This is a genomic window from Nostoc sp., assembly GCF_036919675.1.
Lineage (GTDB): Bacteria > Cyanobacteriota > Cyanobacteriia > Cyanobacteriales > Nostocaceae > Nostoc.
Genome location: NZ_JBALCP010000077.1, coordinates 189426 through 215304 on the forward strand (window position 1 = coordinate 189426; position 25879 = coordinate 215304).

At 42.5% G+C, this 25879-nt stretch carries 21 protein-coding genes and 4 pseudogenes; 19 read left to right on the plus strand and 6 right to left on the minus strand.

The features are described from left to right. Positions 1-42: 42 nt before the first annotated feature. On the minus strand, positions 43-1899 hold the full coding sequence (locus tag V7K49_RS16795) for an NAD(P)H-quinone oxidoreductase subunit F (protein ID WP_335206502.1): 1857 nt from the start codon (positions 1897-1899) through the stop codon (positions 43-45). A 657-nt stretch (positions 1900-2556) separates the two neighbouring features. Between V7K49_RS16795 and V7K49_RS16800 the strand changes: the two genes are divergently transcribed. The 10 genes and pseudogenes from V7K49_RS16800 to V7K49_RS16840 all read left to right on the plus strand — a co-directional run. Beyond that, positions 2557-2865, plus strand: a complete 309-nt coding sequence (locus V7K49_RS16800; RefSeq protein WP_190891121.1) for a carbon dioxide-concentrating mechanism protein CcmK — start codon at positions 2557-2559, stop codon at positions 2863-2865. Positions 2866-2956: 91 nt separating this feature from the next. Next, entirely contained in the window at positions 2957-3301 is a 345-nt protein-coding gene (locus tag V7K49_RS16805) for a carbon dioxide-concentrating mechanism protein CcmK (protein ID WP_010995041.1), read from the plus strand. A 6-nt stretch (positions 3302-3307) separates the two neighbouring features. Then, complete coding sequence (locus tag V7K49_RS16810) at positions 3308-3610, plus strand: EutN/CcmL family microcompartment protein (protein ID WP_335068058.1); 303 nt, start codon at positions 3308-3310, stop codon at positions 3608-3610. Between the two features lie 87 nt (positions 3611-3697). Continuing rightward, positions 3698-5344 (plus strand): annotated as a pseudogene (locus tag V7K49_RS16815) (ribulose bisphosphate carboxylase small subunit); the annotation flags it as partial. 102 nt (positions 5345-5446) lie between these two features. Further along, a pseudogene (locus tag V7K49_RS34695) lies at positions 5447-5692 on the plus strand (ribulose bisphosphate carboxylase small subunit); the annotation flags it as partial. Between the two features lie 156 nt (positions 5693-5848). Then, positions 5849-6622, plus strand: a complete 774-nt coding sequence (locus V7K49_RS16820; RefSeq protein WP_335206506.1) for a transferase — start codon at positions 5849-5851, stop codon at positions 6620-6622. Positions 6623-6678: 56 nt separating this feature from the next. Continuing rightward, a complete protein-coding gene (locus tag V7K49_RS16825) occupies positions 6679-7467 on the plus strand; it encodes a BMC domain-containing protein (RefSeq protein WP_334868917.1) in 789 nt (262 codons plus the stop codon). 252 nt (positions 7468-7719) lie between these two features. Further along, on the plus strand, positions 7720-8661 hold the full coding sequence (locus tag V7K49_RS16830; protein WP_334868915.1) for a LysR family transcriptional regulator: 942 nt from the start codon (positions 7720-7722) through the stop codon (positions 8659-8661). Between the two features lie 515 nt (positions 8662-9176). After that, positions 9177-10805, plus strand: coding sequence for a mucoidy inhibitor MuiA family protein (locus V7K49_RS16835; protein WP_334868912.1), 1629 nt, complete (start codon positions 9177-9179; stop codon positions 10803-10805). Positions 10806-10883: 78 nt separating this feature from the next. Beyond that, a pseudogene (locus V7K49_RS16840) lies at positions 10884-10970 on the plus strand (Uma2 family endonuclease); the annotation flags it as partial. 211 nt (positions 10971-11181) lie between these two features. On the opposite strand, the gene V7K49_RS16845 reads toward V7K49_RS16840, so the two are convergent. Together V7K49_RS16845 and V7K49_RS16850 are read right to left on the minus strand one after the other, a co-directional pair. Further along, a complete protein-coding gene (locus V7K49_RS16845) occupies positions 11182-11373 on the minus strand; it encodes a hypothetical protein (RefSeq protein WP_273765912.1) in 192 nt (63 codons plus the stop codon). A 286-nt stretch (positions 11374-11659) separates the two neighbouring features. After that, positions 11660-11926: a hypothetical protein gene (locus V7K49_RS16850; protein WP_335206507.1), complete on the minus strand. Its 267-nt coding sequence runs from the start codon at positions 11924-11926 to the stop codon at positions 11660-11662. A 180-nt stretch (positions 11927-12106) separates the two neighbouring features. Here V7K49_RS16850 and V7K49_RS16855 point away from each other — a divergent pair. Beyond that, positions 12107-12208: pseudogene (locus V7K49_RS16855) on the plus strand (Uma2 family endonuclease); the annotation flags it as partial. A 38-nt stretch (positions 12209-12246) separates the two neighbouring features. On the opposite strand, the gene V7K49_RS16860 reads toward V7K49_RS16855, so the two are convergent. Further along, a complete protein-coding gene (locus V7K49_RS16860) occupies positions 12247-12447 on the minus strand; it encodes a hypothetical protein (RefSeq protein WP_335206508.1) in 201 nt (66 codons plus the stop codon). A 291-nt stretch (positions 12448-12738) separates the two neighbouring features. On the opposite strand from V7K49_RS16860, the gene mnmE reads away from it, so the two are divergent. The 4 genes from mnmE to V7K49_RS16880 all read left to right on the plus strand — a co-directional run bounded on the left by mnmE (position 12739) and on the right by V7K49_RS16880 (position 15776). Further along, the gene (mnmE, locus tag V7K49_RS16865) at positions 12739-14160 is read left to right on the plus strand and encodes a tRNA uridine-5-carboxymethylaminomethyl(34) synthesis GTPase MnmE (RefSeq protein WP_335206509.1); all 1422 of its coding nucleotides are present in this window, start codon (positions 12739-12741) and stop codon (positions 14158-14160) included. 83 nt (positions 14161-14243) lie between these two features. Then, positions 14244-14468, plus strand: coding sequence for a hypothetical protein (locus V7K49_RS16870; protein WP_335206510.1), 225 nt, complete (start codon positions 14244-14246; stop codon positions 14466-14468). A 136-nt stretch (positions 14469-14604) separates the two neighbouring features. Further along, on the plus strand, positions 14605-15375 hold the full coding sequence (locus V7K49_RS16875) for an SDR family NAD(P)-dependent oxidoreductase (RefSeq protein WP_335206511.1): 771 nt from the start codon (positions 14605-14607) through the stop codon (positions 15373-15375). A gap of 50 nt (positions 15376-15425) precedes the next feature. Then, positions 15426-15776 (plus strand): hypothetical protein, encoded by a 351-nt coding sequence (locus V7K49_RS16880; RefSeq protein WP_335206512.1) that lies wholly within the window; start codon positions 15426-15428, stop codon positions 15774-15776. Positions 15777-16222: 446 nt separating this feature from the next. Here the strand turns inward: V7K49_RS16880 and V7K49_RS16885 are convergent, their stop codons facing one another. After that, positions 16223-17887: a hypothetical protein gene (locus V7K49_RS16885; protein ID WP_335206513.1), complete on the minus strand. Its 1665-nt coding sequence runs from the start codon at positions 17885-17887 to the stop codon at positions 16223-16225. A gap of 87 nt (positions 17888-17974) precedes the next feature. Between V7K49_RS16885 and V7K49_RS16890 the strand changes: the two genes are divergently transcribed. Continuing rightward, complete coding sequence (locus V7K49_RS16890; protein ID WP_335206514.1) at positions 17975-21307, plus strand: alpha-mannosidase; 3333 nt, start codon at positions 17975-17977, stop codon at positions 21305-21307. A gap of 113 nt (positions 21308-21420) precedes the next feature. Here the strand turns inward: V7K49_RS16890 and psbN are convergent, their stop codons facing one another. After that, positions 21421-21552, minus strand: coding sequence for a photosystem II reaction center protein PsbN (gene psbN, locus V7K49_RS16895; protein ID WP_334868893.1), 132 nt, complete (start codon positions 21550-21552; stop codon positions 21421-21423). 85 nt (positions 21553-21637) lie between these two features. On the opposite strand from psbN, the gene psbH reads away from it, so the two are divergent. The 3 genes from psbH to V7K49_RS16910 all read left to right on the plus strand — a co-directional run bounded on the left by psbH (position 21638) and on the right by V7K49_RS16910 (position 25590). Next, entirely contained in the window at positions 21638-21841 is a 204-nt protein-coding gene (psbH, locus tag V7K49_RS16900) for a photosystem II reaction center phosphoprotein PsbH (RefSeq protein WP_334725457.1), read from the plus strand. Between the two features lie 363 nt (positions 21842-22204). After that, a complete protein-coding gene (locus V7K49_RS16905) occupies positions 22205-22453 on the plus strand; it encodes a hypothetical protein (protein WP_335206515.1) in 249 nt (82 codons plus the stop codon). 86 nt (positions 22454-22539) lie between these two features. Next, positions 22540-25590 (plus strand): SUMF1/EgtB/PvdO family nonheme iron enzyme, encoded by a 3051-nt coding sequence (locus V7K49_RS16910; protein ID WP_335206516.1) that lies wholly within the window; start codon positions 22540-22542, stop codon positions 25588-25590. The last annotated feature ends 289 nt before the right edge of the window (positions 25591-25879 follow it).

Below are 25879 nucleotides of genomic sequence, written 5' to 3' on the forward strand. Positions count from 1 at the left end.
TAACTCCTAACTCCTGTACAGACGCGATTAATCGCGTCTCAGTTAAAAAGGCAATTTATCTAGTAAACCCGATGACCAGCTGATGAAAAAACCCAGGACGCTGACAACTGCTAGGATGGTCAACATATAGCCCTGAGATTGCCCAGAAATACTGTATTTTAAAGTTTGTCCGCCGAGAATTGTCGCAAACCCAACCAAGTTTACTAGACCATCGACTAAATAGCGATCGCTCCAAGCAGAAATTTTAGATAGCAGTGCTACTGCACTCACCACCGTTACACGATAAACTCGATCAATATAAAAATCATAACCTAACAAGTCTTGCAGAAATCTCCATGCCAAGATTGTGGATCTTGACCAAGCTTTGTGCAGATAAACTGTACACCCTACACCTATTCCCACCGCAGTAGAAGTAAACAACGCTAATGCCACATACCAATTAATACTTTCCCAACCTGGTAGTAAGTACCATTGCTGTAGCATCAAAGGCAAAAGCAGAGTCAGCACTGTGAGAATAACCATTGGCAAGGCCATCTGCCAACCAACTTCTGGGGTGCGACGGGTCTTTTGTTGCGGTTTCCCCCAGAAGACTAATCTGAAAACTCTGGTCAAGTTCAATGCTGTCAAGCCATTGACCAATAATAAAACCCCAATCACCCAAGGGCTAATATTCACGAAACCGTCAGCCCATGCTAGCATTGCCCAGAAGCCTCCCAATGGTAGCAGTGTTACCATCCCCGCAGAACCGACAATAAAGGCAGTGGTGGTTGCTGGCATCCGTGACCACAGACCCCCCATTTCTGTTAAGTCTTGGCTTTGGGTAGTCAAAATTACTGAACCAGAACTCATGAATAATAATGCTTTAGCGATCGCATGAGTTAATAGCAACATCAAGGCCACACCCCCTTGCTGCAACCCCACCGCCAAAAACACTAAGCCCATGTATGCACTAGTGGAATGAGACAGCGATCGCTTAATGTCAATTTGAGCTATGGATACTAATGTTGCTCCAATCGCTGTCACCGTGCCCATGACTACCAATACATTCAAGGCAACTGGTGACAGGGCTAACAATGGTTGCAGTTTATACAGTAGATAAGCACCACCAGCTACTACCAGCGAGTTTCGCATTACCGAGGCGGGATTGGGCCCTTCCATTGCCTCATCTAACCACAGGTGCAGTGGAAATTGGGCACATTTACCAGCAGGCCCAGCAATTAACGCCAACCCCAGCAATGCTGATGTCATTGGGCTTAAATTAGCTGTTTGCGCCCACTCATATAAATCCGAAAAGTTCAAACTGCCGGCTAAGGTAGAAAGCGTCACCACACCCATCAGCAGCAACAAATCTCCCACCCGTTTGGTTAAAAACGCATCCCGCGCCGCTGTCACTACTAGCGGTTGAGCATACCAGAACCCCACCAACAAGTAAGTCGAAAGTGTTAGGACTTCCAATAGAGCATAGCTAAGAAACAAAGAATCACTGATTGCTAGACCACTCAGCGCTGCTTCAAAAAATCCCAGCAGCCCAAAAAAACGCGCTAACGACCAGTCTTTTTCCATGTAACCCAGAGCGTAAACTTGTGCCAGTAAGCTTAACCCTGTAATTAAAACTGTTGCCCCAATGCTGACTGCTGAGAGTTCCAAGGCAAAAGATAAGTCTAAATCCGCAGCTTTCAACCAGGGCACCAGTAACTTTTCTGGTTCTCTATCCCATATATTTTTAAATACAAACAGGCTATGGCCAAAAGCCAAAACCGTCGTCAACAAGTTTATGTATGCCGCAGGTCTTGGCCCTGTTCGCTGAATTATTCCTATTCCCCACGGCAACGTCAAAATTGCGCCCAATAAGCTATATAAAGGCACAAACCAACTTGTTGAAAATAAAAATTGATTCATTTCAATTTACCTTGACGACTCGCCCTTGATTTTAAAAAAGCTTTCAGACAATTATTTATTTTAAAAAATTAATTTAGTAAAATATCAATGTTTTTTACTATTGTTTAAACTAAATTATCAGAAGTATTTTTACTTTACTTTACCCTATTAAACTTTCATAAAATATAACTTTACATACGCAAAAGCATTTACTTGCCTTAACCTCACCTCTGTTTTTACATTTGTATTTCTACTTTGGGCAAAGTAGTTTATACGATATATTTGAAAAAATTATATATTTTTCACCTAGTCCTTGTACATATAGCTAAAATTGGCAGAAGATAGAAACAGCATAAGATACAGCCGCTTATCGCCACTCGCCAGATAAAATTACCCTTGGTTATGAATGTCGTTTTGTAAATGTGATAAAGAAATTATAAAGCATAAGTGGCTGCGCTAGGAATCAGTAAACTTTAATTGCTCAGAAGCGCAGATAAATTTATGTTAAGTTTTTTAAAACTTTCTTATCATAAACTATTATAGTAATTTATATTGCCAGGAACGCAAAGCTTTCCTATGCTTAATTTGGAAGTGTTTTCTTAGCTCTAAGATAAAGCTCTCCCCGTCAAAAATTTCAAGCGACAGTACTGATTAGATTCATTTTGTAGGAGTTCTGCGATGCCAATTGCAGTTGGAATGATTGAAACGAAGGGCTTTCCAGCAGTCGTAGAAGCTGCTGATGCGATGGTGAAAGCCGCCCGTGTAACTTTAGTAGGGTATGAAAAAATTGGTAGCGCTCGCGTCACCGTAATAGTTAGGGGAGATGTATCTGAAGTGCAAGCTTCCGTAGCTGCCGGGGTTGAAGCGGCGAAAAGAGTAAATGGTGGTGAAGTCTTATCCACTCACATCATTGCTCGTCCTCATGAAAACCTGGAATACGTCTTGCCGATTCGTTACACAGAAGCTGTGGAACAGTTCCGTACCTAAAAGCTGTTTAAACAAACTTAATTAATGCTCTTTACCTTTTTGAGCATCGCTTTTGTCCAAGGCTAAAAACTTTAAATAGGGATTAAAACTAATGTCAATTGCAGTGGGAATGGTTGAAACGCTAGGCTTTCCAGCGGTAGTGGAAGCTGCTGATGCGATGGTGAAGGCTGCCCGTGTTACTCTAGTCGGCTATGAAAAAATCGGCAGTGGTCGAGTTACAGTGATTGTCCGGGGTGACGTGTCGGAAGTGCAAGCTTCTGTGGCCGCAGGTGTTGAATCAGTGAAGCGAGTCAACGGCGGACAAGTGTTATCTACTCACATCATTGCTCGTCCTCATGAGAACTTGGAATACGTGCTACCAATTCGTTATACAGAAGACGTAGAGCAGTTCCGGGAAAATGTGAATGCAATTCGTCCTTTCGGTAGAAGACCGTAATTTGTAATGCAAGTCGCTAAAGTTCGCGGCACAGTAGTTAGCACCCAAAAAGATCCAAGTCTTAGAGGTGTGAAACTACTGTTGTTACAATTAGTAGATGAAGACGGAAACATTCTGCCACAATATGAGGTAGCAGCAGATAGTGTGGGAGCAGGAGTAGATGAGTGGGTAATTGTCAGTCGTGGCAGTGCTGCTCGTCAAGTTGTTGGCAATGAACAGCGACCATTGGATGCAGTGGTAGTGGCGATCATAGATACCATTTACGTTGAAGATCGCCTGATCTACAGCAAAAAAGATCAATATCGATAGTCAACAGTTAGAGAAGTGAGGAGTGAAAAGTTTAAACTCATAACTCCTAACTCATAACTCCTAATTTAATACAGGAGGAGTCTCGAAATGGCAGTCCGCAACACGGCGGCACCCCCAACCCCGTGGTCGAGGAATTTAGCTGAAGCCCAAATCCATGAAACTGCCTTTGTACATCCGTTCTCCAATGTGATTGGAGATGTACGGTTAGGTGCAAATGTAATCGTTGCCCCGGGGACTACGATTAGAGCGGATGAAGGTACACCTTTTTATATTGGTGAAAACACTAATATTCAAGATGGGGTTGTGATTCATGGTTTGGAGCAAGGTCGAGTAGTTGGCGATGACCAAAATAAATACTCGGTGTGGGTTGGCAAAAATGCTTGCATTACCCATATGGCTCTAATTCACGGACCAGCTTATGTCGGGGATAATTCCTTCATTGGCTTTCGCTCTACGGTGTTTAATGCCAGGGTGGGTGCAGGTTGCATCGTGATGATGCACGCTTTAATTCAAGACGTAGAAATTCCGCCAGGGAAATATGTACCTTCGGGAGCGATAATTACTAGCCAGCAGCAAGCTGACCGCTTGCCAGATGTGCAAGATCAGGATAAGGAATTTGCTCATCATGTGGTTGGGATTAATCAGGCATTACGATCTGGTTATCTCTGTGCTGCGGATAGCAAATGTATAGCACCCATTCGGGATGAGAACGCTAAATCTTATACAGGTAATGGTATTACTGTCTTAGAGTTGGAAAGGAGTAGTGAAGTGTCGAGCAATAGCTTGGGTGCAGAAACAATAGAGCAGTTACGCTATCTATTGGAGCAAGGGTATAAGATTGGTACAGAACACGTAGACCAAAGACGGTTCCGCACGGGTTCTTGGACTAGTTGCCAACCAATTGAAACCAGATCCATTGGTGAAGCGATCGCAGCATTAGAAAGCTGTGTAAGAAACCATAGCGGCGAGTATGTTCGACTGTTTGGCATTGACAAAGGTAGACGACGTGTGTTAGAAAACATCATCCAACGCCCAGATGGTGATGTTAAACCAGCTACCAACTTTAAAGCTCCTGCTAATCGTGGCAATAGCAGTTACAGCAGCAGTAATGGTAACAGTAACGGCTCTAGCAGTGGCAAAATCAATGACGAAACTTTAGAGCAAATCCGCCAACTTTTGGCAGGTGGTTACAAAATTGGCATGGAACACGTAGATGAGCGCCGCTTCCGAACTGGTTCCTGGACTAGTTGCAAGCCAATTGAAGCAACTTCCATAAATCAAGTAATCTCCGGCTTGGAAGAATGTATAGAAAGCCATCAAGGCGAGTATGTGCGTTTAATCGGCATTGATACCAAAGCCAAACGGCGGGTATTAGAGACCATTATCCAACGTCCAAATGGTCAAGTAGCCTCCTCTGGCAGTCAAAAATCATTTACTAGCAGTGCACCCTCCGGAATGGGAACAGCTACCAGTACTCGCTTAAGTACTGAAGTAGTAGACCAACTCCGGCAATTATTGGCTGGCGGCAATAAAATTAGCATCGAACACGTAGATGAGCGCCGCTTCCGGACTGGTTCCTGGACTAGTACTGGTCAAATTCAAGCCTCTTCAGAAAGAGAAGCGATCGCAGCCGTAGAAGGACACCTTGGCCAATACCAAGGAGAATATGTGCGCTTAATTGGTATTGACCCTAAAGCCAAACGGCGGGTATTAGAGACCATTATCCAACGTCCAAATGGTCAAGTAGCCTCCTCTGGCACTCAGAAATCATTTACTAGCAGTGGGGTTTCTGCTACTCCTAAGGCAACAGCTACCAGTACGCGCTTGAGTACTGAAGTAGTAGACCAACTCCGGCAATTATTGGCTAGCGGCTCTAAAATTAGCATTGAACATGTAGACCAACGGCGGTTCCGGACTGGTTCCTGGACTAGTACCGGTCAAATTCAAGCCTCCTCAGAAAGAGAAGCGATCGCAGCCGTAGAAAGACACCTTGGCGAATACCAAGGAGAATATGTACGCTTAATTGGTATTGACCCCAAAGCCAAGCGTCGGGTATTGGAAACGATTATCCAACGACCTTAAGGAATTAGGAGTTAGGAATTAGGAGTTAGGAATAAGCTTTGAATCAAAACTCTAATCTTAAAAATTCCCACACTTCTAACTCATAACTTCTAACGCCCAACTTTTTATGAACTCCTAACTCTCTATTTTCTTCCGGCTTCTGAGGTTAAAATTTCCATGTCTGTGCTGTCACTGCGCCTCAGCAATAACTTTGATTCTTACATTAGTGGTGACGTGACCATTCATCCAAGCGCAGTACTTGCACCTGGGGTGATCCTCGAAGCGGCTGTAAACAGCAAGATCATCATTGGGCCAGGGGTCTGTATTGGTATGGGATCAATTCTCCAAGTCCATGAAGGAACCTTAGAGGTAGAAGCAGGCGCAAACCTGGGAGCCGGTTTTTTGATGGTTGGCAAGGGCAAAATTGGAGCAAATGCTTGCATTGGTACAGCGACAACAGTTTTTAACTATTCGATTGAACCTGGACAAGTAGTTCCACCTGGTTCAATTTTGGGAGACACCAGTCGGAAGATTGCCCAAGCAAAGCAACCGGAACCATCTACAAATAACCCCACGGCAACAACTGCGCCACCGCAGAAGGAAGAGGAAAATGGCTCAGGTGGAGATAAGGAAAAGGTAATTTCTTCAACTAACTTTTCAGCTTCGGCTTTTTTGGATTTCAAACAAAACAAGTCGATTTCTTACTTTAAATCTACCGCCACTCCAGAAAGCCAGTCTCCTCCCGTGGAGGAACCAGCCAATGATTCTGACTCCACCTTGCAAGAAGTCGCTCAAGAGTTTACAAAACATGACTCAGACGCCAATCCGCTAACCACAGAATCCCCTAACGGTTTCGGAACTCAAATTTATGGGCAAGGGAGCATACACAGACTGTTGACCACATTGTTTCCTCATAGACAATCCTTGAGCAACTCAAACTCTGACGATTAGTCCGAGTAAGTGTTAATTGTAAGTTGTCGGCTTTTTCCCTATTTTGGAGAATTCACATGGAAACATATAATCAACGGTCTATTCGTACCATCCAAGGAGCGAGTAGTCAAGAAACCTATCAAGATACTGCTTTGGGTTTAGTTTCTACCCGCAGCTTTCCGGCGATAGTTGGGACAGCGGATATGATGCTGAAATCGGCGGGAGTTCATCTAATTGGGTATGAAAAAACTGGTAGTGGTCATTGTACTGCGATCGTGCGGGGTGGAATTGCTGATGTGCGTCTTGCCGTAGAATCCGGTGTCCAAACGGCTGAACAGTTTGGTCAGTTGATTTCTAGCTTGGTGATTCCCCGACCTTATCCCAACTTAGATATAGTACTTCCCATCACAACCCGTTTCACTAAATTGATGGAGGAGGGCAATTATAGCCGTCTGAGTAATCAAGCAATTGGTTTAGTAGAAACGCGAGGATTTCCAGCGATGGTAGGAGCGTGTGATGCGATGCTCAAAGCTGCTGATGTTCATTTAGCAGCCTATGAAAAAATTGGTGCGGGTTTGTGTACAGCCATTATTCGTGGTTCCGTAGCAAATGTAGCGGTAGCAGTGGAAGCCGGAATGTTTGAGGCAGAACGCATTGGGGAATTGAATGCAGTGATGGTAATTCCCCGACCTCTAGACGAAATGGAGCAAACCTTGCCATTAGCAAGTTGCTGGATAGAAGAACGCCAACCGTTAAACTTACCAGTGAATATTAAAGAACAAGTTGCTGAAATTGAAGTACTAAGATTACCAGATTTAACCAAGCTACCTACAAAAATTACAGAAGAATTATGGAATGATGAATGATGATAGCTGAATTTTGGAAAATCCTTATTCATCATTCAACATTCATCGTTTAGAGGGAAAGCATCTTACGATGAATGCTGTTCCGATAATGGCTTCTTAAATCCATAAATAGAATACCTGTATTTTAATAGAAAGAATAGAGTTTTGTCTATGAATAAAACTCGTAACTTTCTGTGAGCATTACTATATCATTTGCCAGCGTTCAGCAATACTAGTTTTATATCTATTAATCGCTATATAGGAGAATCACCCTTGAAGCAAGCGACGCTGCACCAGTTAAAGGTATTCGAGGCGGCGGCACGGCACAGTAGCTTTACTCGCGCTGCGGAGGAATTGTTTCTCACCCAACCTACCGTTTCTATGCAGATCAAGCAACTCACAAAATCGGTAGGGTTGCCATTATTTGAGCAGGTAGGCAAGCGGTTGTATCTCACCGAGGCAGGACGGGAATTATTTGCCACTTGTCGGCAGATTTTTGAAAATATAGCCCAGTTTGAAATGAAGGTAGCAGATTTAAAAGGGCTAAAACAGGGACAATTACGCTTGGCAGTGATTACAACAGCAAAATATTTTATCCCACGTTTGTTAGGGTCGTTTTGCGAACTTTATCCAGGGATTGATATCTCGCTGCAAGTAACGAATCACGAACAAATTTTGGAAAGGATGAGTAATAATCTGGATGACTTATATATTATGAGTCAAATTCCAGACAATATAGATGTGAATTGCGAAGCATTTTTAGAAAACCCTTTGATAGTCTTTGCACCAGTTAATCATCCGTTATCCAAGGAAAAAAATATTCCGATACAACGCCTATCTAACGAACCTTTTATTATGCGCGAACCTGGTTCAGGAACTCGTCGCGCCGTCCAAAGCCTATTTGAAGAACATGGAGTGACAGTAAAAGTCAAGCTGGAATTGGGAAGTAATGAAGCAATTAAACAAGCGATCGTAGGTGGTTTAGGAATTTCGGTTTTATCCCGTCATACCTTACTATTAGACGCCTCAGAGTTTAGCATTTTAGATGTACAACACTTTCCCATTCAGCGAAATTGGTACATGGTTTACCCAGGTGGCAAGCAGCTATCTATCGTCGCTCGTGCCTATTATGAGTATCTACTGGCTGCGGCAAAGAATTTTGTAGAGCAAAAGGCTGCGACTACTTCTAGTACACTTGAACCAATTCGCCGATAAACTAAGGGATTTCAATAAATAAATAAATTATCCAATCTTGTCGGGTGGGCATCTTGTCCGCCTTTGGCTAAAGGTGGGTGAGAAGCCATTGGTGTCAACTTAAGCTCAAACACTCAATTTCGCGTCCTTTTAGATCCCCCAACCCCCTTAAAAAGCGAGCCAGCGCCTGCCGTAGGATACCCCTACCACAACTCTACCAGACGCTCCGCGAACGTGGAAGCAAGCTACGCGTAGCGTCTCCTGTCTTGAGAAGGGCTGTAGGGAGAAGACTGCATTGGCTCCCCACGACTAGCGTGGGTTAGGGGGGATCGAAAATCTAGGTGGTAAATCGAAAAATTTTCACTCTTTTATCAGGCTGGGCTTTCACGTTAACTTGACACCAATGGCGAGACGCCCACCCCATAATAAGTAGTAGGATGTTTTTTTATTTGGATTCCCTAAAGGGGTTGACGGTTAGACCGGGAAACATTGACAATTAACCAGCAGAATCAATTAAAAATGGGGGAAAACTGGCAGTGGTTAACCCGGAAATACCGTCTTGGCGGAAAACAGTACAAAGCGAGATTGTAGCTGTTACAGTGTATGCTGATAGAGCATTGGTTACACGGCGGGGTGTAGTCTCTTTAACAGGAATTGAACAGCAATTAGTAATTACCCCAGTGCCAGAGACTCTAGAAACTGAGTCTGTCAGGGTTAGCGGTACAGGCACAGTAGGGGTGCGAATGCTTGGAGTGAGTTGCGATCGCATTTACACCACTGAACCTATAGCAGAACGAGTAGCACATTTGACAAGGCAAATTCAGCAGTTAGAAGCAGAAAAACGTCACCTGCAAGCCCAAGTCGATGCTTTAGCATTGCAGTCTAGTTTTATCGCCGGCTTACGTGAAAAAACAGAGGAACCTTTTGCACAGAGTTTATCCCGAAAAAATCTCAGCCTTAGCGAAACTTTGGATTTTTTGAACTTTCTCGGAAGCCAGTATAGTGAGTATGCGATCGCATCTGGGGAGTGCAAAACCCAACAGCAGGAATTAGACAAACAACTGCAAGCACTTCTCACCTCATTGCAAAAAATCCAAACACCCCATCCCAAAGAAAATTTTAGCTTAGTTGTGGCAATTGAAGTTGCGGGTGAAGGCGAATTTGAATTAGAGCTATCATACTTAGTGAATCGCGCTAGTTGGACTCCGCTTTTTGACTTGCGCTTTAGCACTACCAGCGATATTGTGCATCTGAGCTACCTTGCAGAAATCACTCAAAGTAGTGGCGAAGATTGGATTGGTGCAAATCTCACCCTTTCTACCGCTAAACCGGGATTAGGTACACTCCCACCCAAACTTGAACCTTGGTATATTGATACCCCACGTCCCCAAAGAGTGCGACAACGATTTGCTGCCCAGCCCCCACTGCTGCCTAGCATAGCAGATCCGCCTGCTTCTACTGCCAGAGCGGATTGGCAAGGAGAAGATGGAGTTGCAGAGGATAGTCTTATCCCAGCAGAAACTGTTGCAGCAGAAGTATCCAAAGAAGGGAGTGTAGTTACCTTTAAACTGAATGGTGGTGGTAACATTCCCAGTGATGGCGCACCCCATAAAACTACGATTTTCAACGATGATTATTCTTGTAGCTTTGATTATGTAGCAATGCCGCGCTTGGTAAGTTTTGCTTATCTGCAAGCTAATGTGAAAAATAGTCCCAACGGTGCGACTTTGTTACCAGGTAAAGCGAATATTTTCCGCGACAATGTTTTTGTTGGGACAACTCAGCTAGAGAATATTGCACCAGGGCAAGAGTTCAAACTGAATTTAGGGATTGACGAAGGTTTAAAAATTGAGCGCGACTTAGTTGAACGTCTGGTAGACAAAAGATTAATTAGCAACCAGCGCCGGATTACTTATAGTTATCGGTTGATAATTACTAACTTACTAGACAAAGAAGTAAATCTGAAAATAACTGAACAGTTGCCAGTTAGCCGCAACGAGCAAATTAAAGTGCGCCTCAGCCGCAGCAACCCGCAAATTCAACTTGGTGAAATGGGTATTTTAGAATGGCAGTTAACTTTTCCACCACAGGAGCGACGAGAGATATATTACCAGTTTAATGTTGAACATCCACCTGAATTAACTGTGGTTGGGTTAGATATTTAAACAACATCACTAACAATGATTTTCATTTAACAGAGTATAGTAACCTTAACTTGATAAACATAAATCTATACTTGCTGTTTACTGGGAACTGAACGTAAACCCCGTAAAAGCTGGGTTGTCTGGGAAGAAGATGGCAAATATCCCAATCTAATTATAGAAATTCTGTATCGGCTCAATAAGTAGGGGTAGCAGGGGAGCAACGCGATTTTGTGACATCGGGTTTGAATTCTCAGAAACCCATAGCTAGATTCTCAATAAAAATAGCTATCTCACTAGGATCGCAGTATTAAATAGGTGATTTATACCCCTAATTTTTAGCACCTCACTTTGGAGCGTCACTCCCTTGCTAACTTGGCGCTAACTTGCCGATGATTTGTTATTCCACTGTGTCTGACGGTAAAGGGAGGATTTCGTCTGGGTTTTCCTCTACATAATCAGGTTCAAACTCAGCGAGTACTTTGTTATCTATTTCCTCTAGCCCCTGTACAGTAAGAGGTATACCTTGAGCTAGCTTCTCATCGGTAAGTTCGGTTGAGCGCACTTTCATCAGCTCATCTGGGTTAGACATTAAATTCTCCTATTGTGGTAACTTATACTCTCTAATCATCAGATAAGTAAGTAGACACAATTAAATGTAAGATGTCATTGCGAGTGGAACGAAGTGAAGCGTAGCAATCTCAGTCTTTGCGATTGCAACTCTACCAGACGCTACCGCGAACACTTCGTACCCTACGGGAAGGCTGCACCAATGCAATGACGAACTATCTTATAATTGTAAGCGATCGCCTTTCCAAAATTTTCTCATCGAGGGCGATGAAAATTAGGCAAATTTGAATAGAGACAAAGGTGAACTCTTAAACGACAGTACCTTGGTGGTAGACAATTTTCCAACTTAGTTCGCTTTTTCGGCAAATTGTCGAGCGACGAGTCATTCGCTCTCCCTGAATCAGTGTGTATGTCAGAAGATAGTTTTCGGGCGCGATTTCAAGGCAGTGAAAGTCTTTAGTTTCCCAAATCTCCTCAGTTGGATTTTCATACCGCTTTTCTAGCGTATCTAGTATGTACTCCCGACTGTAACGGCACCCAGAAGCTCCGACTTCCCAAAAGTTAGAGTCAGTCATGTTCTCGAAGTCTCCTCTGGTTATCCCGAACTCAGGTCTATGAAAGATGGGTTCTCGTCGCATGAGTTCGTTCAGCACAGGCACAAGTTTTGGATCAGTGACTAAGTGTGGTTCGATTTCCTTTCAACTAGGGGTTGTGTCAGTTTTTCCAGATACTCATTGAGTAGGGCATTAAACTCGACGCCGGAAGAAGTTGCACAACAGGCTGAACAAGAAAAGCAACGCAGCGATCGCTTGGCGGCAAAACTGCGAGAATTAAATATAGATCCAGATACTATTTAACCTCCACGCCGTCTTGCCTGTGCCTGTTGGCGCCAATACTATGGATATTCAGGAAAAACCCATTTTGGCGGTTCCGTCATTTTTTTCCGCAGACGTTCTTGTGCCAACTCCAACATTTTGTCTAAGGGAGTCTCTTCAATAAATTTTGCAGCGGCCTCTCTAAACTCGATATTGGGGCATTTTTCCTCTAAAACACAGCCGTTAACACAGGCTTGGACGCAGTTAATTTTTTGCTCCACAGTAAATTCCTCTCTCTAAAAGTTATGAGTTATAAGTTGTGAGTTATGATTTTCACCCCTAACTTTTCACTCTTTACTATCAGGCATTACCATCCAGGTAAATTTTACCTTGCCAGTTGCCATCTAATTAGTCTAAATACCTACCATTTAGAAAGTTATGAGTTATGAGTTATGAGTTATGAGTTATGATTTTTACTCCTAACAGACGTGATTAATCGCGTCTCTCCTCACTCCTGTACAGACGCGATTAATCGCGTCTCTCCTCACTCCTCACTCTCATAAAGGGCACTCATGTCAGAAGTTTTTGCCACTACTGGAACCATCGCTGCGATCGCTACAGCTGTTGTCCCCCAACAGGGTAGTGTTGGTATTGTGCGGGTATCCGGTTCCCAAGCAATGGCTCTAGCCCAAACTCTCTTTCATTCACCAGGAGGGCAAGTTTGGCAAACTCACCGGATTCTCTACGGTTACATTCGCCATCCCCAGACGCAACAACTGGTGGATGAAGCCTTATTGCTGATTATGAAAGCACCCCGTTCTTACACCCGTGAAGATGTGGTGGAATTCCATTGCCACGGCGGAATAATGGCAGTGCAGCAGGTGTTGCAACTGTGTTTGGAAAATGGCGCTAGACTAGCCCAACCGGGAGAATTTACTCTCCGCGCCTTTTTGAATGGACGATTGGATCTGACGCAAGCCGAAGGTATTGCTGACTTAGTGGGGGCGCGATCGCCTCAAGCTGCCCAAACTGCCTTAGCTGGTTTACAGGGAAAATTAGCTCATCCGATCCGGCAGTTACGCGCTAACTGTTTGGATATTTTGGCAGAAATTGAAGCTCGAATCGATTTTGAAGAAGACCTGACTCCGCTGGATGATAAAGTAATAATATCAGAAATCGAGAAAATTGCCGCAGAAATAACTAGATTATTGGAAACCAAAGACAAAGGTGAGTTGCTACGCACAGGTTTAAAAGTGGCAATTGTTGGGCGTCCAAATGTGGGTAAGTCCAGCTTATTGAATGCTTGGAGCCAGAGCGATCGCGCGATCGTCACTGATCTACCCGGTACAACCCGTGATGTTGTCGAATCTCAGTTAGTTGTCGGAGGAATTCCCGTACAAGTGCTAGATACAGCGGGGATTCGGGAAACAACAGACCAAGTAGAAAAAATTGGTGTCGAGCGATCGCGTCGTGCCGCCAATGCAGCTGATTTAGTCTTGTTGACTATCGACGCTTCAGCAGGTTGGACAGAAGGCGATCGAGAAATTTACGAACAGGTACAACACCGTCCGTTGATTCTAGTTATTAACAAAATCGATTTAGTAGAAGAAAGCGAAAGAGAAACTCTTCAATCCAAAATCCAAGTTGCGCTGTCAGCGCACCAAAGGTGCGACCTAAAATCTAAAATTGTCACAGCGGCAGCCCAAAATCAAGGTATTGATGTTTTAGAAACAGCAATTTTAGAGATAGTTAAAGCTGGAAAAGTACAAGCGGCTGATATGGATTTAGCCATTAATCAAAGGCAAGCAGCAGCCTTAACTCAAGCTAAAATTTCCTTGGAACAAGTACAAGCAACAATTGCCCAGCAGTTCCCTCTTGATTTCTGGACAATTGACTTGCGTGGTGCGATTCAAGCACTAGGAGAAATTACTGGTGAAGAAGTTACAGAATCAGTTTTGGATAGGATTTTTAGCAAGTTTTGTATTGGCAAATAAACTCTAAAAATGCCACAGATAAAAACAACTAAAAAACCGGATTATTTATGTCTAATTTTTAATTTTTATAATATGGAAATATAATGCTTGATAAGATTCCAGTTCAAGTTCTTGGTTGTCTTAGACCAGGTATAATCAAAGTCATAGCCTTTGCGGGTGTAGGGATGGTAGATGGTGGGTTGCCAATGGAGTTACCAACCGAAATGATTCCGGCAGAGTTACGAATGCCAAATAGCGAATTTATAGTAGTTTGTAATAGGCAAAGTGGAGAGTTTACACAGGTGTTGTCAAAAGAATCATCCAAATAATATCCAGTATTAAGTTAAATTGCACATTTATAATCTAGTAGGTTGGGTTAAGTAAAGCGCAACCCAACACTTATAAAAATTCTTGTTGGATTTTACTGTCGTTCAACTCAACCTACAATTAATAACTAAATACAATATGTCTTTTATCGATGAAATTAATCCTGTCAACGCATTGATAGTGGGAGCCAACCGAGGTATTGGTTTGGGTTTTGTAAAAAAATTGCTAGAAGATAACAGAATAACCAAAGTTTATGCAACTTATCGTCAACCGGAATCAGCCTCCGATTTAATAGCTCTTGCAGGCGAACATTCTCAGCGATTAATTTGTCTGGAGATGGATATTACTGACGAGTTACAGATTGTTGAAGCTGTTCAAAAAATACATACTCAAGTTGACAAACTGCATTTGGTAGTCAACTGTGTAGGACTGCTGCATGAAGATAATTTGCAACCTGAAAAAAGCTTAAGACAGATCAATTCAGAAAATTTGCTGCGCTACTTTCAGATAAATAGTATTGGTGCTGTCTTGTTAGCTAAACATCTATTGCCTGTATTTCGTCATGGAGAACGCAGTGTGTTAGCCACTATTTCTGCTAAATTGGGCAGTATTGGCGATAACCAACTTGGTGGATGGTATGGCTATCGGGCTTCTAAAGCAGCACTCAATATGTTGATGCGAACTGCGGCAATTGAGTATAAAAGAAGTTGTCCTAAAGCATTAATAGTGACATTGCATCCTGGTACAACTGATACGCGTCTTTCCCGTCCTTTCCAGAAAAATGTACCTGCGGAACAATTATTTTCAGTGGAGCGTACCGTTACCCAATTATTGGCTGTGATCGAACAGCTTCAAGAAGGGGATAGTGGACAGTTTTTCTCATGGAATGGGAGCAGATTGCCTTGGTAACTGCGTTACGCTGGTGCTAGTGAAATTCACGTTACTTGTAACCTCAGCCTATGAAGTTTTTTGTGCCAGCAGCTAAGGATGATATTAAAGCAGAGCAGGTATATAGTGCGATCGCTCAGTCTGTCAAAGCATCAATAACCGAAAAACGCATTTGGAAGTTACAGTGGCGTGACAACGAAATTGATATGGAATGCGAGGTAGGAAAACCTTTACCATCTTCTTACCAAACAGGGAAAGAGCTAGTTTTGGCAATCTTTGAGTGTGAAAACCTTTATAAGATTTGTACTCTTACCCGTGGAGGAGTAAAGGGAGAGCCTATTTTGGTTGAAAATAATTCTCAATCCTCAACAACATATTTTTCGAATAACAATACCTTGGTCAATTTACAAGGATTGACATAGAGCAAACCTGGATGATGCACACCTTTTTTTGCCTGATCGCAAAAATTACTCCTATTTCCAAAAATATTTCCAACAAATGAATCTATTGTAGGGGCGCAAGGCCTTGCGCCCCTATAATGGGATATTTTTAACTGGAAGTCCCTAAAGTGATGACAACTTGTCTAACAGCCAAGCACACACCTGTCTTAGGCTGTTTCGGCAAAAAGTTAGACACACCTTTTTGGCAAAGGTATTGCAGATAATGTAAATAATTGACTCTACATAATATGCGATCGCCTGTTTGATAGAACTAGATGCGATCGCTCTACTAAAGATTTCATTCGCTATGTGTATGAAGGAATTGTAGCGGTTGATCCAACAACACTGTAATTGTTATTTTTCAATCTGCAACGTCGAGTTGAGTTTCTCAAAGAAAGCGCACAAGGAAAGAGATTATTAATATCTGCTTATTTCCTCTGCCATAGCTGCCGCAACGACTGAAAAATATTTACAAGTCTTTCTTCTAGCCAGAGCATAACATAATCAACCCATTCTAGAAGTTGTTCTAAGGGGTGCTTCTCATAGCCTGTTGAAGTTGCTTTGGTTTCTATCCAGTCTGGCTGTGCCTCAACTTGACTGCTTTGGTGAAATTGCTGTTGCAAAATTTCCCCTTTACGACTCTCGCTTTTAGTTTGGGAAATGCGGGTTTCGGTTTGTGTTGCAGAGGTGACTTTTTTAGATGTTTTTCGACTTGCAGCAAGAATACTAGTTGGTTGTTTCCTTCGCACCAAGCCAGATCCGACTTTAGGTTGTTTTACACTCAAATTATTTTGTGGAAAATGCCCTATTGATAAATTTGGGGCTAAAGCAGGATTTGTCTTTTGAGAAAGTGTAACTGGCTTGTCAGCAACTATTTCGGTATCACCAAATAAATCATTCCACGTTAACCAAGGATCATCTGTTAAATCCTGTTTTTCCAACTGACGGCTTTTAGACAAGGCCTTTTTAAAGCGTGATGGTAATATTTTACCTGGCAATCTTTCATGATTAATTGTTGACTCAAGTGTTTTTCTAGTACCAACACCAAAAAAGTAATTAAGTGCCCCTTCAATCAAAGCATGAATATTCAATGTATGAGTTTCCAAAGCATCAGGATTAGGTGCAACTTCTCCCCTACCCGTTAATTGCTCTTTGCCATAAAGAAATGTATTTAACTGATTTTGGGCAACTTGGACAATTTCCTGGCTACGTTCTTGCACAGGTACTAAAGCATTTGACTCTAACTTAGCAACGGCTATATCTAGAAATGCTAATAATCTATCTGTATTAACTAACTCCTTTGGTATCCCCTCAGCTAAAACTGGAATATTGCCTGTATTTCCATCAGTGAGTTTTGCTAATAAATGGTCAATTTGTGGTAGTAACTCCGTTTCTTTTTTAGCTTCGATCAACCGCCTTTCCTTCTCTACGAGAGACTGCCAGTAATTAGCAACTCCGTTAATAATTCTGTCTTCTAATTTTGCCTGCTGTTGAGGTGTTAAAATGTCTAGAATTTCATTATCAACAGTAACAAGTACTAAATTCCGATTTATCAAATCTGTAGCAATTCCGCGCACTACTGAAAGATGCTGCTTGAGAGCATTCTCTCGTTGTGAAGGGTTCATAATTAGGGCTTGATTCTCTGTAATATTTAATGATTGAGTAAGATTAGCGTTATTTATCGAGTTATTATCAATGAATTTCAGCCGAAAAACTCCCAATAAAGCTAAGGGATTGAAAGGTTCAACAGTTTTTACAGCAGTAGAGGCGGGTTGATCATGTGATAGATAATGGACAGTTTCTAGTACATGTTGAATAGGGCTATCGACATTTGGCATTTCGGGCTGCAAATCGGTATCATTTGGTTGTAACTTTAGTCTAGTTTGGGGTTCTCTGGTATGTAGTGTTTTCCCAGATGATTCAGATGAATGAAACAGTAGATACACTGGGTAAAGTAGTATTTCCACACCCCACTTAGTGGCAACTTGCAAATGCCGGAAGGTGTGTTCCCACTGTTCTGTCACCCGCCGAGATTGCTTGTGGACAAAGTTAAATAGTTTGCTTTGATAACGACCAGAGGAACCAGAAGACATAGTAGTAATTTTTTAGTTCAAGTCTTGTTAAGTTGTGAGACTCGCGCCAAACAATAAAAACGACCAACACCTCATCTTAGCGAAAATATGACCCCGAATGTCTCTGAATCTCATACCAAAATAATCTCACAAGCAATTGAGCAACTGCGCTCTTTTTGTCAAGTTAATCTTCAGTCTACTTGGCTATATCAGGAATCTAACCTGATTATTACTAATGTTGTAGCTGCTGATTTGTCTCATTGGCAACCTGTTCAGTTGAATGCTCAAGAACATATCGCTTGGACAGGCGGAAAAAAAGTGCTATGGCTAGTGCAAAGATTGGTAGTGCCCCAAGATTTACAGGGCTATCCCTTAGCTGGGTTATCTTTGCGACTGGCGCTGGTTTGGTGGGCAGATTCTGCTGAGATTTATGTGAATGGGGAGTTAGTGCTGGAGGGTGATTTATTTGATTGTTCGCCTAGAGTGCTTATCAGTCAAGGGGTGACGCCAGGGGAAGAGTTTATTGTAGCTTTGCGGTTAGTGAGTCCGGGACATAGTGATGGTGCTTTAGTGCGATCGCTCCTAGTTTATGAGTCTATTGATGATAATAATCCTGATCCGGGTTTTGTGGCTGATGAGTTAGCTGTGGTGCAGCTTTATTTGGAAAGGTTTGCGCCACAGAAGTTGGATGTTTTGGCGGCGATGGTGGGGGAGGTTACGAACCACAGAGGCGCAGAGGACACGGAGGAAGAGAAGGGAGAGTTGGTAAAATCATTTTTGTGCTTACGCCAAAACCTAATTCAATCCAAAATCGTTCGACTGAGCGTACCCCTGCGGGGAAGCAAGCTACGCGTAGCGTCTGGTAGAGAAGCCGAAGTCCAAAATCGTTCGACTGAGCGACTTGTACTGAGCGAAGTCGAAGTAAGCCGAAGTCCAAAATTTAAAATTTTATTATTGGGTCATGCTCATTTAGATTTAGCATGGCTATGGCCTGTGAGTGAAACTTGGAATGTGGCGCAAAACACCTTTGAGTCGGTTCTGAAGTTGCAAGCAGATTTTCCTGAGTTAATTTTCTGTCATTCGACTCCCGCACTTTATGCTTGGATTGAGGAACATCGCCCGGATTTATTTGAGGCAATTCAAGCACAGGTAGCTGCTGGACGTTGGGAAGTTATCGGCGGAATGTGGGTGGAACCGGAACTCAACCTGATTGCTGGTGAATCAATAGTCCGTCAGCTATTATATGGTCAGCGTTACATCCAAGAAAAATTCGGTAAGCTTTCAACTATAGTTTGGGTTCCAGATAGTTTTGGTTTTTGTGCAACTTTACCGCAGTTTTTCGCTAATGCCGGAATTGAGTATTTTGTCACGCAGAAGTTGCGGTGGAATGATACTACTAAGTTTGATTATGGGGCTTTTTGGTGGCGATCGCCTGACGGAAGCGAAGTTTTTAGTTTGATGTCTGCACTTATCGGTGAAAGCATTAACCCAGTTAAAATGGCATCCTATGCTCTTGAATGGCAAGCTCAAACTGGTTTACCAGAATCCCTCTGGATTCCCGGTGTCGGCGACCACGGCGGCGGCCCCACTCGTGATATGTTAGAAACCGCCCAACGATGGCAAAAGTCACCTTTGTTCCCAGACTTAGAATTTACGACGGCTGAAAAGTATTTACAGCAAATCAGTAAAGGAGATGCAAGAACGCGGGAACGCAGCAACACTTCCTCCTTATTCCCCACTTGGAATGACGAACTATACCTCGAATTCCATCGCGGTTGCTATACTACCCACGCAGATCAAAAACGCTGGAATCGTCGTTGTGAAAATTTATTGTATCAAGCTGAACTATTTGCTACCTTAGCAACCGTAAGCTGTGGTGTGACATATCCCAAAGCAGAAATCGAAGCAGCTTGGAAGTTGGTATTATTTCAACAGTTTCACGATATTTTACCTGGTTCTTCAATTACCCAAGTTTATCTGGATGCGCTGCCCCAGTGGCAACAAGTGGAACAAGTGGGAACGAAGATATTAGATAAATCACTTTTAGCGATCGCATCTCACATTACCCGATCAGAACCACCAAAATCTGATAGTTTGCCTATTTTCGTTTTCAATTCTCTCAATTGGCAGCGTTCTGAGGTAGTCTCTGTAGCCTTACCCACGCCAGCAACAGCTACCCAAGAATGGCAGATTTACGATGCTTCTGGAAAGCAACTCGTCTCCCAATTATCTGAACCATCAACGCTACTATTTCTCGCTACCGAAATTCCACCCGTTGGCTACCGCATATTTTGGCTTTCCCCCTCATCCCCCTCATCTCCCCCATCCCCCCCACGCCTTCCAGACTGGATTTTAGAAAATGAATTCCTGCGAGTTGTCATTGATCCTGACACCGGAGATTTATCAAGTGTTGTTGATAAAAGTTATCAACAAGAAGTTTTGAGTGGGGCGGGGAATCAACTACAAGCTTTTAAAGACAGTGGTCAATATTGGGATGCTTGGAATATAGACCCCAATTATGCCCAGCATCCCTTACCTTCAACAAATCTTCAATCTATTCAGTGGCTAGAACAAGGCCCAGTGCAAAGTCGTGTGCGCGTGGTGCGTCAGTTGGGCGAATCGGAATTTTGCCAAGACTATATTTTACAAGCTGGTTCGCCTGTGCTGAACATAGCTACTACTGTCAATTGGCAAGAAAATCATGTATTGGTAAAAGCTGCTTTTCCTTTGAGTGTTGAAGCAGACTTTGCTACCTATGAAATTCCCTGTGGCGCGATTCGCCGCCCAACTAAACCAAAAACCCCCGCAGAACAAGCAAAATGGGAAGTTCCCGCTTTGCGTTGGGCTGATTTAACAGGAGAAACACAGGAGGGTATTTACGGAGTTAGTTTACTGAATGATTGTAAATACGGTTACGACAGCAAACCAAATCAACTCCGCTTGACACTTCTACGCAGTCCTAATTGGCCGGACTCAGAGGCTGATAGAGGTTGGCATGAATTTACCTATGCCTTGTATCCTCATGTTGGTAGCTGGGAATCAGCCCATACGGTACGGCGTGGCTATGAATTGAATATACCGTTGCAAGTGCTATTGAATCCCGTTAATCAAAACCTACATAAAAATTCTCCCCTCTTTGCTAGCAAAGAGGGGTTGGGGGTGAAGTTTCTAGATTTATCAGCTGAAAATTTAATCTTAATGGCCTTAAAGCCATCTGAGGATGATCTACAGCAGTTAATTCTGCGGTGTTATGAATGTCACGGAGAAACAGCCGAGTTATCTTTGCAAAGTGATTTAGGGTTGAATCTAGAAGATACAGTAGATTTGTTAGAGCGTTCCTCTACTACTGAATTCTCATCTCAGCAACAAATCTTGACGATACAGCCTTGGAAAATCGCCAGTTTCAAGGTGATACCAGCGATTAATCCCAGGCTTGAATGAGTCACGAGTACATTGGGGCGGAAGTTTGCCTACCTTTAACAGGTTGCTCAGAGCAACTTGTCTTGTTAAGCTGGATTTTTGCCAAGCTTTACTAGCGTTGACTCCTAACTCTTTTAATCTTCGTGGTCATCAAACGGATCGTTCAATTGCTTGCTAGGAGGGCCAAAGGAGGTATAAATCGACAGTCCGGTGATGATAACCACCACGGCAGCCACAGAAATACTAAGAACTATTGCGGGTTCCATAATTGAGGGATAGATTATGAGTGCTATTCTTATAGAATATTACAGAAGATTAAAAAAAGCTTTGGCAAGTAATCTTAGGTGAACTATGGCACAAAGGACTAGGTTGGGAGATATCCTGAAACCACTGAACTCTGAGTATGGGAAAGTGGCTCCAGGTTGGGGTACTACCCCTGTGATGGCTGTTTTTATGGCGCTATTTTTAGTGTTTCTGCTGATTATTCTGCAACTTTACAATAAATCACTGTTGGTTCAGGATGTAGTTGTCGATTGGCGGAGTTTAGGACGTTAACGGATACATAGCTATCAAGTTTGGATAACAAGTTAAGTTACACCCGGTTCCTCCGGGTTTTTTTGTCAACGTTCAGTTCACACTAACTATTGAGTAGGTGTAGGTTGGGTTGAGGAACGAAACCCAACATTCTCAAGAGTTCGTTGGGTTTAACTTCCCTACGGGACGCTGTTCGTGTTAGTTCAACCCAACCTACATTTATTTTTTCTCCTCAGAGTGACACAAGCGGGGTAGAAGCGAAACATCTGCCAAAAGAAAAAATGTCGTACTACAATATCACTAAGTATTACTTATAAAAGTTAATGTAGCTTTTAAATACGAACTGCAAATATTGAGCAAAAAATAAAACTTTTAGAGGTGTAAATGAGCAAAATTCCTCTCTGTAGCATAGTGATTTCATCCCAACTGCCCCCAGATGAAATAGAGTCTTTAGAAACATTGCTGGGGATGAGTTCAATCAAGGTGCAAAAGTCACCAAGTCGCATAGTAGGTGCAGATGACATAGTTTTTGTGGCTACAGTAGTTGGAGGGATAGCAGCAACAGCCAATTTGATAGAGTACAGTATCAAAGTCGCTAAGGCGATTAATAATTGGCGGCGAAAATTGCGATAAAAAGGGATAGAACCAAAAGGTACGTTACAACACCCAGTTCGTCCCTCTCTTGACTTAAGCACCGCTACTGATGAAGAAATAGAAGAATGGCTGTCTCAAAAGTAGCTGAAAAAGTTCCGCTTAGTCCAGGGGTAGAAAAAGTTACTAAACAAGATAATTCGTTCAGTAATCAAATTCTCATCTTGTTTTCAGCACCTCTGCTGACTGAAGAATTATCGCCAGTAGAGAATTTATCGCTCCAGGAAGAAATTGATGCTATTGCTTCGGTGTTAGAAGATATATCTCACCCTATAGCAGTGGAAATAGTAGTTAAAGTAGCCACCTCACAGACTCTACAAGATGTGTTGTCTCATCGTGTCAAACCACTGATTATTCATTTTATTGGTCATGGAATGAGAGATCGGGATAGTACAGCTTTGGTGTTAGAAGATGAAGTGGGAATTACTCGTTCTTTTAGTGAAGAAGAACTGGCGATCGCCATATCAAATCAAAACCAGCCACCCTGTCAATTAGCATTATTGAATGCCTGTCATTCAGAAAAGTTAGCTCAAGCTTTTATAAGAGCAGGAGTGTCTCATATAATTGCGGTTAACGCTGAAGATAAAATTCTAGATGTTGCAGCCCGATGTTTTTCTCGACGACTTTATCAGGCATTATTCAATCATGATTCAGTTACGAATAGTTTTTTGTTGAGTCGTAATGCAGTTAAACTTGATGATAAATTAATAAAACTGTTTAACTCTCAGACTCTTCAGCAAGGAGTTAATTTCGATGAAGCCTTCAAACTTCAATTACTACCCCAAACTGACCATAATCAATCGCTGATTATCGAACCAGCCGATTCTCACCAGCTGATCTATCCCCAGTGGTTAAATACTAATATTCCCCGTAATGATCCAAACTTTGTCGGACGCAGGCAAGAAATACATCAGGTAATTAAAGAACTGGTAGAGTCGGATAAACGTTGTATTGCCCTTCATGGTATGGGAGGAATAGGTAAAACTGCCTTAGCTTATGCCATTGCTCAGTGGTTACATGAGCGGAATCGTTATAAGGATGGAGTTTGGTTTATTAGTTTGCGCGATAGTGATTCTGTAGGAACGCTAATTACCAAAGTTCAACAGAGTCTTGAATTAAGGAGTTTTGCTTTAGAGAGGGAGTTAAGGAATAGTCGATTGTTTTTGATTCTCGATGATTTGGATAAATTGATTGCGAAAGAATCCAATGAACTAATTAAACTTTTGAACTCGCTTTTAGAACAGTGTCCTAATTTAAGACTGTTGTTAACTTGTCGTGATTCTTTAGTAAGGGATATTGATTGCCGTCAACAAGAAGTTTACAGCATGGGAGCTTCAGTAACGAGACAGATATTTAAAAAGTATGCACCATTAGAAGCACAATGGGGAGATAATGATGATTTGGCGTCAGATTTTAATCTTTTAGTAAAGTTTCTTGATGGCTATCCATTACCCATCAAACTAGCAGCATCTTATATGGCAGAAACTCAATGCACCCTCAAGATGCTGTGTGAAGATTTGGATATTGAACCACTAACCGTTCTTGATTCTTATTCTCCTGAAGAAAGAAAAGAAAGAAGTCTGCGGATAACTTTAGAGCGCTCCTTTGAAATGTTGTCGGTAGAAGGGCAAGATATATTTCCTTTATTGGCTTTCTTTCCTAGTGGGTTGAGTCGGAATTTAGCTATGGGTATTCAGGGCAGAAGTGGAAATAAGGCTTTGATGGAATTGATCAAGTTTTCTATGGCAGAAAAGTCTTCTACTGCATCTGATTGGAGAGTAACTTTACCCGAACCTGCCCGTACTTACGCAGAAAGTAAATTGCAGAAAGGTAGAGGAATTGACTATCTTGCTCCTCAAGTTTTAGATTTTTATTATAGTAATTTGTGTGACACAGTTCTCAAGCTTTTTAGCAATGGAGATGAGAAGAAAGGCCAGAAGTTGCTTCTGCAAGAAAACTCAAACTTAATCTTGTTTATTGAATGGGGTTATGAGCATGAAATGAGTTCAGATAAAATCTGTCGCAGTGCTAGGATAACAGCTTCATTAAGTCCTTATTGGCGTTGGATTGAAGCGAATCAAGACCCTTTGGTTAGATTGGATTTGGCTTTAGCAGCAGCCCAAAGAAATCAGGATCGAGTGGGAGAAGATTTAGTCAACAATGCGATCGCTACTTTTTCTTCTAGGGAAGAATTTAAAGATGTTCAATCGTTGGGACGAGAAAGTGACGATCTAGAGTCCTTTGAGTTTGAAAGAATCACCGTCAACCATCGCGGCGAAATCATCGAACGAGAAACAAAACAAGCCCAATACTTCACTGAAAATCTACAAAGCCCCTCTCCGAGTGGGATACTGGGCATCACCCTCGATATAGTTGCCATTTCTGGTGGTACATTCATGATGGGTTTACCCGAAGGCGAAGGACATAGCTCTGAAAAACCTCAACATGAAGTAAAGGTTCAACCCTTTTTTATGGGCAAGTACCCAGTCACCCAAGCACAATGGCAAGCAGTCACATCTCTCCCCCAAGTAAACCGTGAACTGAAGCCTGATCCATCGTGTTTTAAAGGAGAAAATCGACCAGTTGAGAGAGTGTCTTGGTTTGAAGCGGTGGAATTTTGCGATCGCCTCTCCCACCATACAGCCAAAAGCTACCGTCTTCCCAGTGAAGCAGAATGGGAATATGCCTGTAGAGCCGGAACAACAACACCATTCCATTTTGGCGAAACAATCACATCAGAGTTAGCCAACTACGATGCTAACTATACTTACGGTGCTGGTGTGAAAGGAACATATCGATTGCAAACAACAGAAGTGGGCAGTTTTGAAGTAGCTAACGCTTTTGGACTATACGATATGCACGGAAACGTATTGGAATGGTGTCTTGACGATTGGCACAATAACTATGAAGGTGCGCCGACAGATGGCAGTGCGTGGTTTGATAATAATAAACTTTCTCAAAAACAAAAAAATGCTGTGCTGCAGGGCGGTTCCTGGATCAACTATCCTGAGGACTGCCGTTCCGCGTCTCGCGTCAACTACCTTAGGGCGGAGCGCGACATCTTCGACAACGTTATTGGTTTTCGTGTTGTCTGCGGGGTTGGGAGGATTCTTCAGTAGCCCTTTATACTTCTCCTCTTTTGCCCTCTGCTCTTGTTCTTTTTTCCTTTTTTGTCGCCTTATGGCGACTCGAATTTTTTGGCAGAAATATTAAGATTTTTTAATTTCAATGAAAGAATTATCGTTTATTCAAAAGACTTATGTTATATACCACAACCAAACAGTTACTCAACTCTACAGAAGAAATATATTAAGGCAGACCTAAAATTTTTGGCGGTGCATTGCACTGTGCGATAAGTAGCTGGGCGAAATTAAATATAAAATGTCATCGCGTTGGCGTAAGCCTTCC

Bases quoted from the DNA above. Each gene is read 5' to 3' on its own strand.
- V7K49_RS16875 (WP_335206511.1), top strand. From the start codon at position 14,605: ATGTCTTTTATCGATGAAATTAATCCTGTCAACGCATTGATAGTGGGA.
- V7K49_RS16810 (WP_335068058.1), top strand. From the start codon at position 3,308: ATGCAAGTCGCTAAAGTTCGCGGCACAGTAGTTAGCACCCAAAAAGAT.
- V7K49_RS16805 (WP_010995041.1), top strand. From the start codon at position 2,957: ATGTCAATTGCAGTGGGAATGGTTGAAACGCTAGGCTTTCCAGCGGTA.
- V7K49_RS16910 (WP_335206516.1), top strand. From the start codon at position 22,540: ATGGCTGTCTCAAAAGTAGCTGAAAAAGTTCCGCTTAGTCCAGGGGTA.
- V7K49_RS16800 (WP_190891121.1), top strand. From the start codon at position 2,557: ATGCCAATTGCAGTTGGAATGATTGAAACGAAGGGCTTTCCAGCAGTC.
- psbN (WP_334868893.1), bottom strand. From the start codon at position 21,552: ATGGAACCCGCAATAGTTCTTAGTATTTCTGTGGCTGCCGTGGTGGTT.
- V7K49_RS16870 (WP_335206510.1), top strand. From the start codon at position 14,244: ATGCTTGATAAGATTCCAGTTCAAGTTCTTGGTTGTCTTAGACCAGGT.
- V7K49_RS16825 (WP_334868917.1), top strand. From the start codon at position 6,679: ATGGAAACATATAATCAACGGTCTATTCGTACCATCCAAGGAGCGAGT.
- V7K49_RS16885 (WP_335206513.1), bottom strand. From the start codon at position 17,887: ATGTCTTCTGGTTCCTCTGGTCGTTATCAAAGCAAACTATTTAACTTT.
- V7K49_RS16845 (WP_273765912.1), bottom strand. From the start codon at position 11,373: ATGTCTAACCCAGATGAGCTGATGAAAGTGCGCTCAACCGAACTTACC.
- V7K49_RS16820 (WP_335206506.1), top strand. From the start codon at position 5,849: ATGTCTGTGCTGTCACTGCGCCTCAGCAATAACTTTGATTCTTACATT.
- V7K49_RS16880 (WP_335206512.1), top strand. From the start codon at position 15,426: ATGAAGTTTTTTGTGCCAGCAGCTAAGGATGATATTAAAGCAGAGCAG.
- V7K49_RS16795 (WP_335206502.1), bottom strand. From the start codon at position 1,899: ATGAATCAATTTTTATTTTCAACAAGTTGGTTTGTGCCTTTATATAGC.
- mnmE (WP_335206509.1), top strand. From the start codon at position 12,739: ATGTCAGAAGTTTTTGCCACTACTGGAACCATCGCTGCGATCGCTACA.
- psbH (WP_334725457.1), top strand. From the start codon at position 21,638: ATGGCACAAAGGACTAGGTTGGGAGATATCCTGAAACCACTGAACTCT.
- V7K49_RS16890 (WP_335206514.1), top strand. From the start codon at position 17,975: ATGACCCCGAATGTCTCTGAATCTCATACCAAAATAATCTCACAAGCA.
- V7K49_RS16850 (WP_335206507.1), bottom strand. From the start codon at position 11,926: ATGACTGACTCTAACTTTTGGGAAGTCGGAGCTTCTGGGTGCCGTTAC.
- V7K49_RS16905 (WP_335206515.1), top strand. From the start codon at position 22,205: ATGAGCAAAATTCCTCTCTGTAGCATAGTGATTTCATCCCAACTGCCC.